This is a genomic window from Streptomyces smaragdinus, assembly GCF_009604385.1.
Taxonomy (GTDB): Bacteria; Actinomycetota; Actinomycetes; order Streptomycetales; family Streptomycetaceae; genus Streptomyces; species Streptomyces smaragdinus.
Window position 1 is genome coordinate 1 of the sequence record NZ_WEGJ01000071.1, and the last position, 17376, is coordinate 17376.

A 17376-nucleotide genomic window follows, 5' to 3' on the forward strand; every position below is an offset into this window, starting at 1 on the left:
GGGATCGGCCGGGGCGGGGGTGGCGGGTCCGGTCGCGGTGGCCGGGGGCGGGGTGTTCACGGGTCACCTCACTTCGCTGGGCGGGTCTGTCTGGCGGGCTGCGGTGTCAGCCGCTGGTCTCGTGGTCCTCCGGGAGCACGCGGTGCCTCCTTTCGGCGGCGGGTGTCCGGATCCCGGCCGTGCGGGGCGGGGCGTGGCGTCAGCCCCCGGCCTGCAGCCGGACCGGGGTTTCGCCGGACCACGTGGTGAGTGGGCGGAAGCCCTCGTGGCCGAGCTCGCCGAAGACCGTCAGCGGGATGCCGCCGGAGACCGCGAGCAGCTGCCACAGGCCCGTGGCGCGCGGGTCCAGCGGCAGGGCGTCGCCGGTCGACGGGGTCGCGAGCTGCCAGGGGTCGGCGCCGGAGCCGGGTATCGGGACCACGCCGGCGAGGATCACCGGGACGGCGTCCAGCCAGGGGTCGAGGCGCAGCGCCTCCGCGTACGAGCGGATCGCCGCGTCCAGGTCCGTACCGGGTGGGACGGGCGCCGGCGCCGGGGCCGCGTGCCGGTCGCCGAGGGCCGCGCGCAGGGGGTGGGCGCCGGGGTAGTAGGCGAGGCCGGCGTCCTGGGCCAGGCCCGTGGGGAGGGCGAGGTCGGGGGCGCGGCCGGCCGCCCCGTACGAGAGGAGCAGGGCGAACCGGCGGCTCTCCTGCCCGTACAGCCAGATCCGGCGGGTCGTCAGCCGGCCGTCGTCCTGGTCGTCCTGCGCCAGCACCAGCCAGCTGTCCCGCACCGTGCCCCCCGCCAGTAACCGGGCGGTGTCGTGGGTCAGTCCGACACGGGTGCGGACCGTCGCCGCCAGGGGCTCGGGCAGGTCGGCCAGGCGCAGGAAGCCGCGGCCGAGCAGATGCAGCAGGGCGAGCTCGGACAGGAACCGCGACGGCCAGCCCGGTCCGGAGGCGGGCAGGGCGCCCAACTCACGGACCCGGGCGGCCAGACCGGGCGCCTGGGCGTCCACCATCCGCGCGGCCGTCTCCTCCCACACCTCCCGCGCCGGGGCGGACGCCAGCCCGTCACGCAGCACGTCCGCCAGCCGCTGCTCCAACTCCGTGGCCCCGGCGGCGATCCGGCGCAGCCGCTGCTCGGCGCGGCGCCGGGCCGCCTCCGGATCGGCGCTGCTCTCCTCTTTCTTACCGTCCCCTCTTTTACTGTCCCCTCTTTTACGGTCCGCGCGCTCGCGGCGGGCCCGCAGCCACTCACCGGCCCAGTCCGCGGGCCCGGCGGCGTCCGGGACCTCGCCGCGTGACCAGAGCAGCAGCAGCGCGAGGGCGTGCTTGCACGGCGACTTCCGGCTCGGGCAACCGCAGCTGTACGCGGGCCCGGTGAGGTCCACCGCCGTTCGGTACGGCGAACTCCCGCCGCCCTCGTACTGCCCCCACACGCTGTCCGCCCCGGCCCCGCACCCGCGCCAGGACGCGGGCACGGCGAGGTGTCCGGCGGCCTGCCGCGAGGCGGTGTCGGTGGCGAGGGCGAGCACCTGGTCGCCCGTCCAGCGCTGCTGGGTCTCGGTCATGGCTCCAACGCTAGGGCGCGGCTCTGACAATTGCGCTGACCTGCGGGTTCGTTGGGACGGCAGCGATTGTCAGTGGGGTGCGGCACTGTGGAGAACGCACCGGTCGCCGGGTTCGGTTCGGCGGGCGTCGCGGCCGGTGTGTTCCACGAGCCATGCGTCTTCGTGCGAGTTGGTGTGCGAGGACACCACGCGAGGAGGAGCTTGATGACGACCGCACCGATCGCCGCCGGCGGGCCGCGGACCGTTTCTTCGGAGACCGTTTCTTCCGATGCCGTGCTGCGGCCGCACGCCGAGGTGACGTTCGCGGACGAGCTGGCGGCGCTGGCGGCGTGCGACGACCGGCCGCGGCCGGAGCGGTGGCGGCTGTCGCCGTGGGCGGTGGCGACGTATCTGCTGGGCGGCACCCTGTCCGACGGCGCGGTGATCACCCCTAAATACGTGGGGCCGCGGCGGATCGTCGAGGTGGCGGTGACGACCCTCGCCACGGACCGGGCGCTGCTGCTGCTCGGGGTGCCGGGGACGGCGAAGACCTGGCTGTCGGAGCATCTCGCGGCGGCGGTCAGCGGGGACTCGACGCTGCTGGTGCAGGGCACGGCGGGTACGCCGGAGGAGGCGATCCGGTACGGGTGGGACTACGCGCGGCTGCTGTCGCGGGGGCCCAGCCGGGAGGCGCTGGTGGCGAGTCCGGTGATGCGGGCGATGGCCGGCGGGGCGACGGCCCGGGTGGAGGAGCTGACGCGGATACCGGCCGACGTGCAGGACACGCTGATCACGATCCTGTCGGAGAAGACCCTGCCGATCCCGGAGCTGGGGGAGGAGGTGCAGGCGGTCCGCGGCTTCAATCTGATCGCCACGGCCAACGACCGCGACCGGGGGGTCAACGAGCTGTCCAGCGCCCTGCGCCGCCGCTTCAACACCGTGGTGCTGCCCCTGCCGGCGACGGCGGAGGCGGAGGTGGACATCGTGACGCGGCGGGTGGAGCAGATCGGTGCCTCCCTGCGGCTGCCCGCCGCGGCGGACGGCGTCGCGGAGATCCGCCGGGTGGTGACGGTCTTCCGTGAACTGCGCGACGGGATCACGGAGGACGGGCGGACGAAGGTCAAGTCGCCGTCGGGGACGCTCTCCACGGCCGAGGCGATCTCCGTGGTCACCGGCGGGCTGGCGCTCGCCGCGCACTTCGGGGACGGGGTGCTGCGCCCGGGGGACGTGGCGGCCGGGATCCTCGGGGCGGTGGTGCGGGATCCGGCGTCGGACCGGGTGGTCTGGCAGGAGTATCTGGAGACGGTGGTCCGGGAGCGGGACGGGTGGAAGGACTTCTACCGGGCGTGCCGGGAGGCCGGCGTATGAGGGGTGCGGGGGGTAAGAGGGGGCGCTCGGGCAGGGGTTCGGAATCGGGGGGTGCCGGATGAGCGGGCGGGGTGCGGTGGGGGCGGTGGTGCGCGGTGGGGCGGGGAGCCTGGTCCTGGACGCGAGCGGTGACCCCGGCGGTGGGGCGGGGGAGCCGTTGCTGCTCGGGGTGCGGCATCACGGGCCCGGGTCGGCGCGGGCGGTGCGGGCCGCCTTGGACGCGTACGAGCCGGTGGCCGTGCTGGTCGAGGGGCCGCCCGAGGCGGACGGGATCGTCGGGCTCGCCGGCGATCCGGGGATGCGGCCGCCGGTAGCGCTGCTGGCGCATGTGGCCGACGAGCCGGCGCGGGCGTCGTTCTGGCCGCTGGCCCACTTCTCGCCCGAGTGGGTGGCGATCCGCTGGGCGCTGGGGCGGGGGGTCCCGGTGCGGTTCATGGACCTGCCCGCCGCGCACACGCTGGCGATGGGACCGGAGGACGACCCCGGCGGCGACGCCGTGCGGATCGATCCCCTCGCGGTGCTCGCGGAGGCCGCCGGGTACGAGGATCCGGAGCGGTGGTGGGAGGACGTCGTCGAGCACCGGGCGGCCGACGGGCCGGGGGCCGACGGTCCGCTCGCCGCGTTCACCGCGCTGGGTGAGGCCATGGGCGTGCTGCGGGACATCCACGGCGACGGGGGCCACGAGCGGGACGCCATCCGCGAGGCCCAGATGCGGCTGCGGCTGCGCGACACCCGCCGTGAGCACGGCGACCGGGTGGCCGTCGTCTGCGGTGCCTGGCACGTACCGGCGCTGCGGGCCAGGACGTCCGTCACGGCGGACCGGCAGCTGCTCAAGGGGCTGCCCAAGGTCAGGGCCGAGCTGTCGTGGGTGCCGTGGACCCATCGCAGGCTCGCCCGCCGCAGCGGTTACGGCGCGGGGATCGTCTCGCCCGGCTGGTACGCGCATCTCTTCGAGGCGCCGGACCGTCCCGTCGAGCGCTGGATGACGAAGGTCGCCGGGCTGCTGCGGGCGGCAGACCGCGCCGTCTCCCCGGCCCACGTCATCGAGGCCGTCCGGCTCGCCTCGACCCTCGCCGCGCTGCGGGACCGGCCCCGGCCGGGGCTCGCCGAGACCCTGGACGCCGTACGGGCGGTGATGTGCGAGGGGTCGGACATCCCCCTCGCCCTGATCGAGGACCGGCTCGTCGTCGGCGACGTCCTCGGCGAGGTGCCCGAGTCCGCCCCCGCCGTCCCGCTCCAGCGTGATCTGGCCCGCGCCCAGCGGACGTTGCGGCTGAAGCCCGAGGCGCAGGAGCGGGAGCTCCCCCTCGACCTGCGCAAGGACACCGACGCCGCGCGCAGCCGGCTGCTCCACCGGCTGCGGCTGCTCGACGTCCCGTGGGGCGAGCCGCTCGCCTCCCGCGGGGCGACGGGCACGTTCCGCGAGACCTGGCGGCTGAGCTGGGAGCCGGAGCTGTCCGTACGGGTCGCGGAGGCCGCGGTCTGGGGGACGACGGTGCTCTCGGCGGCCACGGCCAGGGCCGAGACCGCGGCGGTGTCGGCCACCGCGCTCGCGGAGCTGACCGTGCTGGCGGAGCGGTGCCTGCTCGCGGGGCTCGGCGACGCGCTGCCGGTCGTCATGCGCCGCCTCGCCGACCGGGCGGCGCTCGACACCGACGTCGGCCGGCTCGCCCAGGCGCTGCCGGCGCTGGCCCGCGCCGTCCGGTACGGCGATGTGCGGGGCACGCGGGGGGAGTCGCTCGAGCGGGTCGCCGTCGGGCTGGCCGACCGGATCTTCGTGGGCCTCCCGTCCGCCTGCGCCGGCCTCGACCCGGACGGCGCCGCCGAGATGCGGGGGCACGTGGACGCGGTCCACCGGGCGGTGGGCCTGCTGGCGGCGCCCGCCGGCGGGGCGAGCGCCCCGTCCGCCGCCGCCGGTCTGCGCGCCAGATGGGGTGCCACGCTGTTCGGGATCACCCGGCGCGACGGCCTCCCCGGGCTGATCCGGGGCCGGGCCGTAAGGCTGTTGCTCGACGACGGGCGGCTCGACGGCGGGGAGGCCGAGCGGCTGATGGGGCTCGCGCTGTCGGTCGCCGTCGCGCCCGCCGACGCCGCCGCCTGGATCGAGGGCTTCCTCGGCGGGGACTCCGGCGGCGGCATGCTCCTCGTCCACGACGAACGGCTCCTCGCCCTCGTCGACGGCTGGCTCGGATCCGTCGGCGAGGAGGCGTTCACCGACGTACTGCCCCTCCTGCGCCGCACCTTCGCCGACTACGAGCCCGCCGCCCGCCGCGCCCTCGGCGAGCTCGTCCGCCGCGGCCCCGGCACCCCCGGAGGTCCCGCCCCGGACGACACCCTGCCCGGCTTCGGCCCCGGCACCGACCCCGGCCGGGCGGCGGCCGTCCGCCCCGTCGTCGACCTGCTGCTGCACGGACCGGCGACCGCCCCCGAGGAGGCACGATGACCGACACCCTCCGCCGCTGGCGCCTGGTCCTCGGCGGCGACCAGGCCGACGGCACCGGACACCGGCTCGACACCCGCGACGCCGCCATGGACCAGACCCTCACCGCCCTCTACGGCGGCGCCGCCTCCCGCGGCTCCGCCCGGGGCGCCGGCCTCGGCGGCTCCGCCCCCCAGGTCGCGCGCTGGCTCGGCGACATCCGTACGTACTTCCCCGCCTCCGTCGTCCAGGTCATGCAGCGCGACGCCATCGACCGCCTCGGCCTGTCCACGCTGCTGCTCGAGCCCGAGATGCTGGAGGCCGTCGAGCCCGACGTCCATCTCGTCGGCACCCTGCTCTCCCTCGCCCGGGCCATGCCCGACGCGACCCGGGAGACCGCCCGCGCCGTCGTCCGCAAGGTCGTCGACGACCTGGAGCAGCGCCTCGCGACCCGCACCCGGGCCGTCGTCGGCGGCGCCCTCGACCGCTCGGCGCGCATCAGCCGCCCCCGCCACCGCGACATCGACTGGGACCGCACCGTCCGCGCCAACCTGAAGCACTACCTCCCCGAGTACGGCACGGTCGTGCCCGAACGCCTCGTCGGCTACGGCCGGGCCGGCCGCTCCGTGCAGAAGGAAGTCATCCTGGCGATCGACCAGTCGGGCTCGATGGCGGCGTCCGTCGTCTACGCGTCGGTGTTCGGCGCGGTGCTGGCGTCGATGCGGTCGGTCGCGACGCGGCTCGTCGTGTTCGACACGGCGGTCGTGGACCTCACCGACCAGCTCACCGACCCCGTCGACGTCCTGTTCGGCACCCGGCTCGGCGGCGGTACGGACATCAACCGGGCGCTGGCGTACTGCCAGGAGCGCGTCACCCGCCCGGCGGACACGGTGGTGGTGCTGATCAGCGACCTCCACGAGGGCGGCATCCGCGGCGAGATGCTGAGCCGCGTCGCGGCGATGCGGGCCTCGGGCGTCCAGTTCGTCACGCTGCTCGCCCTCTCCGACGAGGGCGCCCCGTCGTACGACCACGACCACGCGGCGGCCCTCGCCGCCCTCGGCGCCCCCGCGTTCGCCTGCACCCCGGACCTGTTCCCGGAGGTGATGGCGGCCGCCGTCGAGCGGCGGCCGCTGCCCATACCCGAGGGGTGAGGCCTACGCGTCGGGCTTCTCCACCGGCTTCGGGGCGGCGAAGTCCGAGAGGGTCGTCGTCACGTGGAGCGTGCCCGTCGAGCCCTCGATCCACCGCTGCAGATCGGTGACCCGGCCCTCCCCGTCGACCAGGACCTCGCAGCGGACGCCGTCGACGGCCGACTTCACCTGTTCGTACGTCTCGGGGTCGACATCCTTCAGCCCGGCGACGGGGATCGTCCCCGCCAGGCGGTAGCGTGCCTCGCCGAACTCGTTCTCCGTCATGCCCTTGCGCGCCGACGGGCCCAGGGACAGCAGCTTCTCGGCGTACGCGGTCGCGGTGCTGCCCGGGACGACGAGGCCCGCGGTGCTCTGGCGGCGCCAGCGGTCCTCGCCCCCGCTGATGGACGCCAGGGTCAGGGTGTACGCGGAGTCCCCCAGCGCGCGCACCTTCAGCTTCGTCGGCTTGCGGGGATCCGCCGGCCTGCCCTTCACCTCCGTCGTCCACTCACCGGTCGGTGTTTCGGTGCTCAGATTGGCGAAGCCGGTGGACAGCAGGACGAGCTCGTCGTCGGCCTCGCTCTCCTCGTCGACCGACGCGGAGTACGGCTCCTTCGACCGCCCGGCGAGGACCTGCTCGATGTCGAACGCCTTCGCCTTCGCCGGGGAGGCGCTCGCCGACGGCTTCCCCCCGCCCCCGGGCGCGGCGGCATCGTCGGAGCAGCCGGTGACGGTCAGGGCGGCGGCGCCCGCCAGGACCAGGGCGACAAGTACGGATCTTCGAGGTTTCATGGCGCCGAACGTACCCGGACAACCGTGACCGCACACGGACAACCCATGAACGCGCTGTGACCGTTCTCACCGCGCTGCCGCATGCCCGGATTTAGGAGACCCTGGGGGAGAGGGCTAATGTGCAAGGCGGCCCTGCCATACAACGCGACACGACTGATTGACAAGGGACGGACGCGCGTGGATCTGTTCGAGTACCAGGCGAGGGACCTCTTCGCCAAGCATGGCGTACCGGTTCTGGCCGGCGAAGTCATCGACACGCCCGAAGCGGCACGTGAGGTGACCGAGCGTCTCGGCGGCCGTGCGGTCGTCAAGGCCCAGGTGAAGGTCGGCGGCCGAGGCAAGGCGGGCGGCGTCAAGCTGACCGACAGCCCGGACGACGCCGTCGAGAAGGCCGGCCAGATCCTCGGCATGGACATCAAGGGCCACACGGTCCACAAGGTGATGATCGCCGAGCTGGCCCCGGAGATCGCGGACGAGTACTACGTCTCGTTCCTCCTCGACCGCACCAACCGCACCTTCCTGTGCATCGCCTCCGTCGAGGGCGGCATGGAGATCGAGGAGGTCGCGGAGAAGCGCCCCGAGGCGGTCGCCAAGATCCCCGTCGACGCCAACGACGGTGTGACGCCGGAGAAGGCGCGCGAGATCGTCGAGGCCGCGAAGTTCCCGGCCGACGTCGCCGACAAGATCGCTGACGTCCTGCAGACGCTGTGGACGACCTTCGTCGCCGAGGACGCCCTCCTCGTCGAGGTCAACCCGCTCGCGAAGGTCGCGTCCGGCGACATCCTGGCCCTCGACGGCAAGGTCTCCCTGGACGAGAACGCCGACTTCCGCCAGCCGGAGCACGAGGCGCTCGAGGACAAGGCCTCGGCCAACCCCCTCGAGGCCGCCGCCAAGGCCAAGAACCTCAACTACGTCAAGCTCGACGGCGAGGTCGGCATCATCGGCAACGGCGCGGGTCTGGTCATGTCGACCCTCGACGTCGTCGCGTACGCCGGTGAGGCCCACAACGGCGTCAAGCCCGCGAACTTCCTCGACATCGGCGGCGGCGCCTCCGCCGAGGTGATGGCCAACGGCCTCGAGATCATCCTCGGCGACCCGGACGTCAAGTCCGTCTTCGTCAACGTCTTTGGCGGCATCACCGCCTGCGACGAGGTCGCCAACGGCATCGTGCAGGCCCTGGAGCTCCTGAAGTCCAAGGGCGAAGAGGTCACCAAGCCGCTGGTCGTGCGCCTCGACGGCAACAACGCGGAGCTGGGTCGCAAGATCCTGTCCGACGCCAACCACCCGCTGGTCCAGCGGGTGGACACCATGGACGGCGCGGCCGACAAGGCCGCCGAGCTCGCGGCTGCGAAGTAAGGGACGCGCACACCAATGGCTATCTTCCTCACCAAGGACAGCAAGGTCATCGTCCAGGGGATGACCGGTGCCACGGGCATGAAGCACACCCGGCTGATGCTGGGTGACGGCACCAACATCGTCGGCGGCGTGAACCCGCGCAAGGCCGGCACCACCGTCGACTTCGACGGCACCGAGGTCCCCGTCTTCGGGACCGTCAAGGAGGCCATGGAGAAGACGGGCGCCGACGTGTCCGTGCTCTTCGTCCCGCCGGCCTTCGCCAAGGCCGCGGCCGTCGAGGCCATCGACGCCGAGATCCCGCTCGCCGTGGTGATCACCGAGGGCATCGCCGTCCACGACACGGCCGCGTTCTACGCGTACGCCGTGGCACAGGGCAACAAGACCCGCATCATCGGCCCGAACTGCCCCGGCCTGATCACCCCCGGCCAGTCCAACGCCGGCATCATCCCGGGCGACATCACCAAGCCGGGCCGTATCGGCCTGGTGTCGAAGTCCGGCACGCTGACGTACCAGATGATGTACGAGCTGCGCGACATCGGCTTCTCGTCCGCCGTCGGCATCGGTGGCGACCCGGTCATCGGCACCACGCACATCGACGCGCTGGCCGCGTTCCAGGACGACCCCGACACCGACCTGATCGTGATGATCGGTGAGATCGGCGGCGACGCCGAGGAGCGGGCCGCCGACTTCATCAAGGCCAACGTCACCAAGCCGGTCGTCGGCTACGTCGCGGGCTTCACCGCCCCCGAGGGCAAGACGATGGGTCACGCCGGTGCGATCGTGTCCGGTTCGTCCGGCACCGCGCAGGCGAAGAAGGAGGCCCTCGAGGCCGCCGGCGTGAAGGTCGGCAAGACGCCGTCCGAGACCGCGCGCCTGGCCCGCGAGATCCTGGCCGGCTGACGCCCGTAACGCCCGATCAGGCGCCGGTCCCTCCGCGGAGGGACCGGCGCCTGTCGCGTGTCAGCTCGCGGGGAGGTAGACCGGCTCCGCCCACGGCGGGCGTTCGATCGTACGGACGGCGTTGTAGTCCGGCTCCGTCCACGTCGTGATCACCACGCCCGCGATCAGCGCCGCCACCAGCGCCACCGTGACCTTCAGCAGGGCGGACGTCCGCCTCTCGCTGCGTGCACGGGCCGCGCCCGGCGGCAGGACCCGTACGTCCTGGGCCTCCGACAGCCGGCGCAGGCGTGCGTGCAGGAGCTCGCCCCGGCAGGTCTCGTCCAGGTCGCGCAGCTCCGGCACGGCCTCGGTCAGCGCCTCGTGGGCGTGGGTGATGCGGCCGGCCGTCGCCGGGGTCGAGGCCTCCAGCTCCGCGGCGGTCTCCGGGAGGTCCAGACCGGCCCCGTCGTAGAGCAGGACCGCGCGGCGGTACGGGGCGGGGAGCCGCAGCAGCGCCGACAGCAGCTCGCGGTCCGCCGGGTCGCCGGCCGGCTCGCCGGCGTCGCGCCAGCGGATCCGGGCGCGCAGCCGGCGCCAGGGGCAGAGGGCCAGATCGTACGCCACGGCCCGCACCCAGCCCGCCGGATCACGGTCCCGGGCGACGTCCGGCCACCGCTCCCACGCGGCGTGGAAGGCGTGCTCGACGGCGTCCCGGGCGCGGGAGTGGTCGCCGGTCAGCAGATACGTCTGGCGGGTCAGCTCCGGGGCGGCCCGCGCGTACAGCGCGTCGAACGCGGCCCCGGCGGCCACGGCCTCCTTCGTCACGCCGGGCTCGGGTCCGGCCGGCTCCTTCACGGCCTGCGGCTCGGGCTCGGTCGCCTCCCTCGCGGCCTGCGGCTCGGGCTCGGCCGCCTTCCCGGCGGTCACCGGCTCCTTCACGGCCTGCGGCTCGGGTCCGGCGACCTTCCTCGCGGTCACCGGCTCCGGCCCAGCGGCCTTCCGCACGGCTCCCGGCCCCGCCCCGGCGGCCACTTTCTTCGCCGTCTTCCTCGTAGCCCCCGGCCTCGTCCTCCTCCTGCCCGGGCGCTTCATACGAGCCCCAGGAGACGAGACGACACCGGACCGGACCACGATATGAATAGCCGCATGATCTGATCATCCATGACACTTCCGGCATTCGCCCGCTGCCCGGGCGAAACAGGTGTTTCTGGGAGGATGTAGGCCGTGAGCCAATTGACCGAGCACGGCCCCTGGTTGTCCGCCGACCTCCGCGCGGCCGGCCGCCGCCGCCCGGTCACCCCCCTCCAGGCCCTGGCCGCCGGGGCCACCGCCGCGGGGCTGGGGCTCGGGTTCCTCGCCGTCCTGGTGCTGCTGCTGTGGATCACCTCGCCCTACCCGGACCGCGGTCCGGGCGGGGCGCTGCAGGTCGTCGCGGACCTGTGGCTGCTGGCGCACGGCGCCGACCTGGTACGCACCGACGCCGCCGCCGGGGCGTGGGCGCCGGTCGGACTGACGCCCCTGCTGCTGTCCGCCATGCCGGTGTACCTGATCGTCCGCTCGACCCGCGACCTCCTCGCCCCGGGCGGCGCCGAGCCGCGGGAGGGCACCGCGCCGCTCACCACCGCGGGGTGGGTGGCCTGCGGCTATCTGCTCCCGGCGGCGGCCGCCACCGGCTACGCCGCGTACGGCGGCGGCACCCTGCGGGCCTCGGTTCCCGCCACCCTGCTGCAGCTGCCCCTCACCGTGCTCCTGTGCGTGGCCGCCGCCGTCTGGGCCGCCGCCGGCACCCCGGCCGCGCTGCTGCCCCGCCGGGAGGCACAGGCGCAGCCCCTGGCGCCGTGGGCGGAGGGTGCGCTGAAGGCCGCGGCCACCGGGGTCGCCGTGCTGCTGGGCGGCGGGCTGCTGCTGACGCTGGGGGCGCTGGCGGTGCACGCGGGGGCGGCGCAGGAGTCGTTCGTCCAGCTGACGTCGGCGGTCTCTGGGCGCTTCTCGGTGCTGCTGCTCGCCGTCGCCCTGCTCCCGAACGCCGCGATCTGGGCCGCGGCGTACGGCCTGGGGCCGGGGTTCACCGTCGGCGTGGGCAGCGCCGTCGCACCCCTGGGCGCCGCCGGCTACCCCCAGCTGCCGTCCTTCCCCCTCCTCGCCGCCCTCCCCGCCGAGGGCCCCGGATCACCGCTGACCTGGTGCGTCGCCCTCGTCCCGGTGGCCGCCGCGCTCGCGGTGGCCCGGGTGACGGCCCGGGCCGCCGTCCCGGTCCGGGGCTCGCGCGAGCTCTGCTGGAGCTGGCCGGTCACCCTCGGCACCGCCGCGCTGGCCGCCGTCGGGACGGGCGTCGCGCTGACGGCGCTGGCGTGGCTGGCGGGCGGGCCCATGGGGCGGCACACCCTCGCGGAGTTCGGCCCCGTGTGGTGGCGCACCGGCGGCGCGGCGCTGGCGTGGACGCTGGCCCTCGGCGTACCGGCCGCGCTGACCGGCCGCCGGCTGCGGCTGCGCGACGCGGAGCCGGTGCCGGGGGCGTGGACCTGGGCCGTACAGGACCGCTGGGCGCTGTGGGAGCCGCGCTCCGCGATCGCGGCGGACATCGACGACGAGGACGGGGACGCGGAGAAGGAAGATGACACCGCGGCCGCGAAGGACTGACGGCTACATCTCCCCGAAGACGTCCCGCAGCGGCTTCGGCAGCTTGTCCAGGCACGCGTCCTCCGACGCCTGCGTCAGCGCGTCGTCCCGGCAGGTGAAGTAGTCCCGGTACGCGAACTGCACCCCGAGCATCATCGCCACGACCGCCACCGCCACCCCGCCCGCGATGACCCCGACGACCGCCGTCCGCGTCTGCGGCTTCGCCCCGGCGGGCTGCTGCGGCACGGGCCGCCCGAAGGCGTCCGTGGCGGGCTGCCGGCCGCCCTCGGCGGAATCGGCGCCGGAAGCCGCCGCGGTGTCCGCCGGCCGCTTGGCCTTGCCGCGCAGCGAGGAGATCCCCCAGTACAGGGCGAGCACGCCCAGCAGCAGGGAGACCGGCCACAGCTGGAAGATGGTGAAGAAGACCGCCCACATCCCGGAGAGCAGCGCGTACCGCGCCCGCCGCTGGTTCGGGTCGGTCGGATCCCACCGCAGTCCACCGGGCCCCCCGGCCTCGGTCCGCCGCTCGGGCGGCGCACCGAACGGCGACTGCCCACCGCCCTGCGACCCCTGCGGCCCCTGAGATCCCTGGGCCCCCTGCGAACCCCACGCGCTCCGGCCACGGTCACCGGAACCGGAGTCGGAGGAGCCGGAGGAATCGGAGGCACCCGAGGAGCCGGAAGACCCTCCCCAAGCCCCCTGCCGCCGCGGCGGCTGCCGCCGCGACCACTGACTGCCCCACACCGGCTGCCCCTCACCCGAGCCCGAGCCCGAGCCGGAATCAGAGCCCGAAGGCCGCTCCTCCGGCGCGGTCCGCCGCCCGCCGGAACCGGAGCCGGACCCGTCACCCGAAGGCTCCTGGTCCGAGGACTCGCGCAGCAGCCTCACCCCTCCGAACACCGGCACCGGACCGGCGTCGGCCGTGGGGAAGCTCTGCGCGTAGAGCGGATGGGACAGGGACGGCTGAGGCTGCATGTGGCGGGCGTCTTCTCTCCGGGGTCGATGTCCGTCCTACAGACGCTACCCCGACGGACGGGCCGGGAGGCCGACAGGCCCCCCGGAGGGACGGGTGAGACGGGAACAGGTGCTCCCACCAGGACAAGCTGTGGGCAGCACCTCACCGGCGGTCGTCCGGAGCCCCCTACCCGTGCGGGTATCGTTGCCCACGGCCGCCCGCTCGTAGGGACCCATGGAAAACATGGTCCCCCGCGTTCGTACGACCCGACAACCGCCCGGTCCCGCAGAAAGTTCCGCCGTGGCCCCCCAGCAGTCCCCCACGCCCCGCCAGCAGGACCAGCCGGCCGCGTCCGGCGGGCCCGCCCGGCTCGTCGTCCTCGTGTCGGGCTCCGGTACGAACCTCCAGGCGCTCCTCGACGCCATCGCCGCCGATCCCGGGGGCTACGGCGCCCGGATCGTCGCGGTCGGCGCCGACCGTACGGGCATCGCGGGCCTGGAGCGCGCGGAGAAGGCCGGGCTGCCGACGTTCGTCGTACGGGTCGGGGACCACGCCACCCGCGACGCGTGGGACCGCGCGCTGGCGGAGGCGGTCGCCGCGTACGAGCCGGACCTGGTGGTCTCCGCCGGGTTCATGAAGATCGTGGGCAAGGAGTTCCTGGCCCGCTTCGGCGGCCGGCTGGTCAACACCCACCCCGCCCTGCTCCCCAGTTTTCCCGGCGCCCACGGCGTACGCGACGCGCTCGCGCACGGTGTGAAGGTGACGGGCTGCACCGTCCACTTCGTCGACGACGGCGTCGACACGGGTCCGATCATCGCCCAGGGCGTGGTCGAGATCCTTCCGGACGACACCGAGGAAGCGCTCCACGAGCGCATCAAGGAAGTCGAGCGACGCCTGCTCGTCGACGTCGTGGGCCGCCTCGCCCGCGACGGCTACCGCATCGAGGGACGAAAGGTTCTCACCCCGTGACCGCCGAAGGTTCCCAGCGCCCGGTACGCCGCGCGCTCATCAGCGTCTACGACAAGACCGGCCTGGACGAGCTGGCCCGCGGCCTGCACGAGGCCGGTGTGAGCATCGTCTCCACCGGCTCCACGGCGGGCCGGATCGCCGCCGCCGGCGTACCCGTCACCAGGGTCGAGGAGCTCACGGGCTTCCCCGAGTGCCTGGACGGCCGGGTCAAGACCCTCCACCCGCGCGTGCACGCCGGGATCCTCGCCGACCTGCGGCTCGAGGACCACCGCAAGCAGCTGGCGGAGCTGGACGTCGAGCCGTTCGAGCTCGTCGTCGTCAACCTCTACCCCTTCGAGGCCACCGTCGCCTCGGGCGCCTCGCCCGACGAGTGCGTCGAGCAGATCGACATCGGCGGCCCGTCGATGGTCCGCGCCGCCGCCAAGAACCACCCGTCGGTCGCGGTCGTCGTGAACCCGTCGCGCTACGCCGACGTGCTGACGGCCGTCGCCGCCGGCGGCTTCGACCTGGACCAGCGCAAGCGCCTGGCGTCCGAGGCGTTCCAGCACACCGCCGCGTACGACGTGGCGGTCGCCAACTGGTTCGCCTCCTCCGGCTACACGGACGGCGACGAGGACTTCTTCGGCGCCACGTTCACCCGCCAGGCCGCCCTGCGCTACGGCGAGAACCCGCACCAGTCGGCCGCCCTGTACTCCGACGGCAGCGGCACCGGGCTGCCGGGCGCCGAGCAGCTGCACGGCAAGGAGATGTCGTACAACAACTACGTCGACACCGAGGCGGCCCGCCGCGCCGCGTACGACCACGACGGGCCCTGTGTCGCGATCATCAAGCACGCCAATCCGTGCGGCATCGCCGTCGGCACGGACGTCGCCGACGCGCACCGCAAAGCGCACGCCTGTGACCCGGTGTCGGCGTACGGCGGGGTGATCGCGGTCAACCGGCCGGTGTCGAAGGAGATGGCCGAGCAGGTCGCGGAGATCTTCACCGAGGTCATCGTGGCCCCGGGCTTCGAGGACGGCGCCCTGGAGGTGCTGACCAGGAAGAAGAACATCCGGGTGCTGCACTGCCCCGGCGACGGTCCCGCCGCCGCCAAGGAGCTGCGGCCGATCGAGGGCGGGCTGCTCGTCCAGGACCGGGATGTCTTCCAGGCGGAAGGCGACGATCCCGCGAACTGGACCCTCGCCACCGGTGAGGCCCTGTCCGCCGGGCAGCTCGCCGACCTCGCGTTCGCCTGGCGGGCCTGCCGGGCCGTGAAGTCCAACGCCATCCTGCTGGCCAAGGACGGCGCCACCGTCGGCGTCGGCATGGGGCAGGTCAACCGCGTCGACTCGGCCAAGCTCGCCGTGCAGCGGGCGGGGGAGGAGCGGGCGGCCGGTTCGTACGCTGCGTCCGACGCGTTCTTCCCGTTCCCCGACGGGCTCGAGGTGCTGCTGGAGGCCGGGATCAAGGCCGTGGTGCAGCCGGGCGGTTCGATCCGTGACGAGCTGGTCGTCGAGGCGGCGAAGAAGGCCGGCGTGACGATGTACCTCACGGGTGCGCGGCACTTCTTCCACTGACCGTCACTGAGTGAACAACGGCGCCGTCCCCGCGGGGGCGGCGCCGTCGTGCGCGGCGGCCGAAAGCGTCCGGCGTTCACCGCACCCGATTGGTGTCCTGGTCACCCCATCCGGGAGGATGGAGCCATGACCGCCCAGATTCTCGACGGCAAGGCCACCGCAGCCGCGATCAAGTCCGAGCTCGCCACTCGCGTCCAGGCGCTGAAGGACCGCGGCATCACGCCCGGCCTCGGCACGATCCTCGTCGGGGACGACGTCGGCAGCCGCAAGTACGTCGCCGGGAAGCACCGTGACTGCGCCGAGGTCGGCATCGCCTCCATCCAGCGCGAGCTGCCCGCCACGGCCACGCAGGAGGAGATCGAGGCGGTCGTCCGCGAGCTGAACGACGACCCGGCGTGCACCGGTTACATCGTCCAGCTGCCGCTGCCCAAGGGCATCGACGAGAACCGGGTGCTGGAGCTGATGGACCCGGCCAAGGACGCCGACGGTCTGCACCCGATGAACCTGGGCAAGCTCGTGCTGAACGAGCCCGCCCCCCTGCCCTGCACCCCGAACGGCGTGATCCGGCTGCTGCGGCAGCACGGCGTCGAGATCAACGGGGCGCACGTGGTCGTGGTCGGGCGCGGGGTGACCATCGGGCGCTCCATGCCGCTGCTGCTCACCCGCAGGTCCGAGAACGCGACGGTGACGCAGTGCCACACCGGCACCCGTGATCTGGCCGCCCAGCTGCGCCAGGCCGACATCATCGTGGCCGCCGCGGGCGTGCCGCACCTGGTCAAGCCGGAGGACGTGAAGCCCGGCGCGGCGGTGCTCGACGTCGGTGTCTCGCGGGGCGCGGACGGCAAGATCAGCGGTGACGTGCACCCCGGGGTGGCGGAGGTCGCGGGCTGGCTGTCGCCCAACCCCGGCGGGGTGGGTCCGATGACCCGCGCGATGCTGATCCACAACGTGGTGGAGGCGGCCGAGAAGGCGGCGGTATGAACGACGCCTCGAGCGGGCGCCACCCCGATGTGACGGTGGACACGGCCACTCCGGAGGGCGGCCGCCGGCTCGCCGACGGTACGGCGCCGGCGCCCGCGCGTCAGTGGCCGATACTCCTGGTCCTGGGCGTCGCGGCCATCGGGCTGGGGATCGTGGCGGCGGACCACTTCCGGGTCGGCTGTCTGGTCCTCGCCGGGGCCATACTGCTGGGCGGTGTGCTGCGCGGGACGCTGCCGCGCGTCGGGATGCTGGCGGTACGGACCCGGTTCACGGACATCGTGACGTACGCCGTACTGGGGGTGTCGATCGCGCTGCTGGCGCTGGCGGCCCAGCCGGACGGCATCGAGATCCCGTTCCTCACCTCGATCCTGCATTCCACGCTCTGACGCCGCTCTTCCCCGGGGTCGGGAACTGCCGCCCCGGGGAAGACCGTCTGGAGGAACAGGAGTCCGACGGGAGCTGGGGGGAACGATGCCGGGCCAGGATCTGCCGGAGGAAACGGACGCGCCGGTACGGGAGTTCACGGACGCGCCCGGTGGGTTCGGGCCGCCACCGCCGATGGACGCGGCGCCGGAGGACGACGTCCCGGAGCCGGAGGACACGGTGCCGGTGGCGGAGGACGAGCTGTTCGTACGGGAGGACACTCCCCCGGTACGGGAGGACGCGCCGCCGCCCAGCCTCGTCAAACCCGCCGACCCGCTCACCGTTCCCCTCGCGCCGGCCGCCGACCCCCTCACGGTCCCTCTTGCGCCGGCCGTCGAGCCGATCACCGCCCCAGCAGCTCCCGCAGCCGGGCCGCCGGCAGCGCGTGCAGCGTCCGC

14 protein-coding genes and 1 pseudogene are annotated in these 17376 nt (G+C 74.2%); 11 read left to right on the forward strand and 4 right to left on the reverse strand.

Annotated elements, in window-relative coordinates:
* Positions 1–199: 199 nt before the first annotated feature.
* The gene (locus tag SRB5_RS34930; RefSeq protein WP_153457758.1) at positions 200–1552 is read right to left on the reverse strand and encodes an SWIM zinc finger family protein; all 1353 of its coding nucleotides are present in this window, start codon (positions 1550–1552) and stop codon (positions 200–202) included.
* A 204-nt stretch (positions 1553–1756) separates the two neighbouring features.
* Between SRB5_RS34930 and SRB5_RS34935 the strand changes: the two genes are divergently transcribed.
* The 3 genes from SRB5_RS34935 to SRB5_RS34945 are packed head-to-tail and all read left to right on the forward strand — an operon-like array spanning position 1757 to position 6469.
* Complete coding sequence (locus SRB5_RS34935) at positions 1757–2899, forward strand: ATP-binding protein (RefSeq protein WP_228390680.1); 1143 nt, start codon at positions 1757–1759, stop codon at positions 2897–2899.
* Positions 2900–2957: 58 nt separating this feature from the next.
* Positions 2958–5342 carry a DUF5682 family protein gene (locus SRB5_RS34940; RefSeq protein ID WP_228390681.1) on the forward strand — a complete coding sequence of 795 codons (2385 nt, stop codon included), beginning with the start codon at positions 2958–2960 and terminating at the stop codon, positions 5340–5342.
* The gene (locus SRB5_RS34945; protein ID WP_153457760.1) at positions 5339–6469 is read left to right on the forward strand and encodes a VWA domain-containing protein; all 1131 of its coding nucleotides are present in this window, start codon (positions 5339–5341) and stop codon (positions 6467–6469) included. Before SRB5_RS34940 ends, SRB5_RS34945 begins: the two co-directional genes overlap by 4 nt.
* 3 nt (positions 6470–6472) lie before the next feature.
* Here the strand turns inward: SRB5_RS34945 and SRB5_RS34950 are convergent, their stop codons facing one another.
* Positions 6473–7240, reverse strand: a complete 768-nt coding sequence (locus SRB5_RS34950) for a hypothetical protein (RefSeq protein ID WP_153457762.1) — start codon at positions 7238–7240, stop codon at positions 6473–6475.
* Positions 7241–7417: 177 nt separating this feature from the next.
* Between SRB5_RS34950 and sucC the strand changes: the two genes are divergently transcribed.
* Both sucC and sucD read left to right on the forward strand, forming a co-directional pair.
* On the forward strand, positions 7418–8596 hold the full coding sequence (gene sucC / locus SRB5_RS34955; protein ID WP_323379009.1) for an ADP-forming succinate--CoA ligase subunit beta: 1179 nt from the start codon (positions 7418–7420) through the stop codon (positions 8594–8596).
* A gap of 15 nt (positions 8597–8611) precedes the next feature.
* Complete coding sequence (gene sucD / locus SRB5_RS34960; RefSeq protein ID WP_153457766.1) at positions 8612–9496, forward strand: succinate--CoA ligase subunit alpha; 885 nt, start codon at positions 8612–8614, stop codon at positions 9494–9496.
* A gap of 60 nt (positions 9497–9556) precedes the next feature.
* On the opposite strand, the gene SRB5_RS34965 is transcribed toward sucD, so the two are convergent.
* Positions 9557–10480 (reverse strand): SigE family RNA polymerase sigma factor, encoded by a 924-nt coding sequence (locus tag SRB5_RS34965; protein ID WP_153457767.1) that lies wholly within the window; start codon positions 10478–10480, stop codon positions 9557–9559.
* Between the two features lie 219 nt (positions 10481–10699).
* On the opposite strand from SRB5_RS34965, the gene SRB5_RS34970 reads away from it, so the two are divergent.
* A complete protein-coding gene (locus tag SRB5_RS34970) occupies positions 10700–12115 on the forward strand; it encodes a cell division protein PerM (RefSeq protein WP_153457769.1) in 1416 nt (471 codons plus the stop codon).
* Positions 12116–12118: 3 nt separating this feature from the next.
* On the opposite strand, the gene SRB5_RS34975 is transcribed toward SRB5_RS34970, so the two are convergent.
* Positions 12119–13069 carry a hypothetical protein gene (locus SRB5_RS34975; protein ID WP_153457771.1) on the reverse strand — a complete coding sequence of 317 codons (951 nt, stop codon included), beginning with the start codon at positions 13067–13069 and terminating at the stop codon, positions 12119–12121.
* 280 nt (positions 13070–13349) lie between these two features.
* Here SRB5_RS34975 and purN point away from each other — a divergent pair, with 280 nt between their 5' ends.
* From purN to SRB5_RS35000, 5 genes and pseudogenes are all read left to right on the forward strand, one after another.
* A complete protein-coding gene (purN, locus tag SRB5_RS34980; RefSeq protein ID WP_323379010.1) occupies positions 13350–14018 on the forward strand; it encodes a phosphoribosylglycinamide formyltransferase in 669 nt (222 codons plus the stop codon).
* A complete protein-coding gene (gene purH / locus SRB5_RS34985; protein ID WP_323379011.1) occupies positions 14015–15574 on the forward strand; it encodes a bifunctional phosphoribosylaminoimidazolecarboxamide formyltransferase/IMP cyclohydrolase in 1560 nt (519 codons plus the stop codon). Before purN ends, purH begins: the two co-directional genes overlap by 4 nt.
* A 126-nt stretch (positions 15575–15700) precedes the next feature.
* Positions 15701–16555 (forward strand): bifunctional methylenetetrahydrofolate dehydrogenase/methenyltetrahydrofolate cyclohydrolase, encoded by an 855-nt coding sequence (locus SRB5_RS34990; RefSeq protein WP_153457774.1) that lies wholly within the window; start codon positions 15701–15703, stop codon positions 16553–16555.
* Complete coding sequence (locus SRB5_RS34995; protein WP_153457777.1) at positions 16552–16941, forward strand: DUF3017 domain-containing protein; 390 nt, start codon at positions 16552–16554, stop codon at positions 16939–16941. Before SRB5_RS34990 ends, SRB5_RS34995 begins: the two co-directional genes overlap by 4 nt.
* Positions 16942–17026: 85 nt before the next feature.
* Positions 17027–17376: pseudogene (locus SRB5_RS35000) on the forward strand (hypothetical protein); the annotation flags it as partial.

Bases quoted from the DNA above. Each gene is read 5' to 3' on its own strand.
- SRB5_RS34950 (WP_153457762.1), bottom strand. From the start codon at position 7,240: ATGAAACCTCGAAGATCCGTACTTGTCGCCCTGGTCCTGGCGGGCGCC.
- SRB5_RS34975 (WP_153457771.1), bottom strand. From the start codon at position 13,069: ATGCAGCCTCAGCCGTCCCTGTCCCATCCGCTCTACGCGCAGAGCTTC.
- SRB5_RS34935 (WP_228390680.1), top strand. From the start codon at position 1,757: ATGACGACCGCACCGATCGCCGCCGGCGGGCCGCGGACCGTTTCTTCG.
- SRB5_RS34940 (WP_228390681.1), top strand. From the start codon at position 2,958: ATGAGCGGGCGGGGTGCGGTGGGGGCGGTGGTGCGCGGTGGGGCGGGG.
- SRB5_RS34990 (WP_153457774.1), top strand. From the start codon at position 15,701: ATGACCGCCCAGATTCTCGACGGCAAGGCCACCGCAGCCGCGATCAAG.
- sucD (WP_153457766.1), top strand. From the start codon at position 8,612: ATGGCTATCTTCCTCACCAAGGACAGCAAGGTCATCGTCCAGGGGATG.
- SRB5_RS34930 (WP_153457758.1), bottom strand. From the start codon at position 1,552: ATGACCGAGACCCAGCAGCGCTGGACGGGCGACCAGGTGCTCGCCCTC.
- SRB5_RS34995 (WP_153457777.1), top strand. From the start codon at position 16,552: ATGAACGACGCCTCGAGCGGGCGCCACCCCGATGTGACGGTGGACACG.
- SRB5_RS34945 (WP_153457760.1), top strand. From the start codon at position 5,339: ATGACCGACACCCTCCGCCGCTGGCGCCTGGTCCTCGGCGGCGACCAG.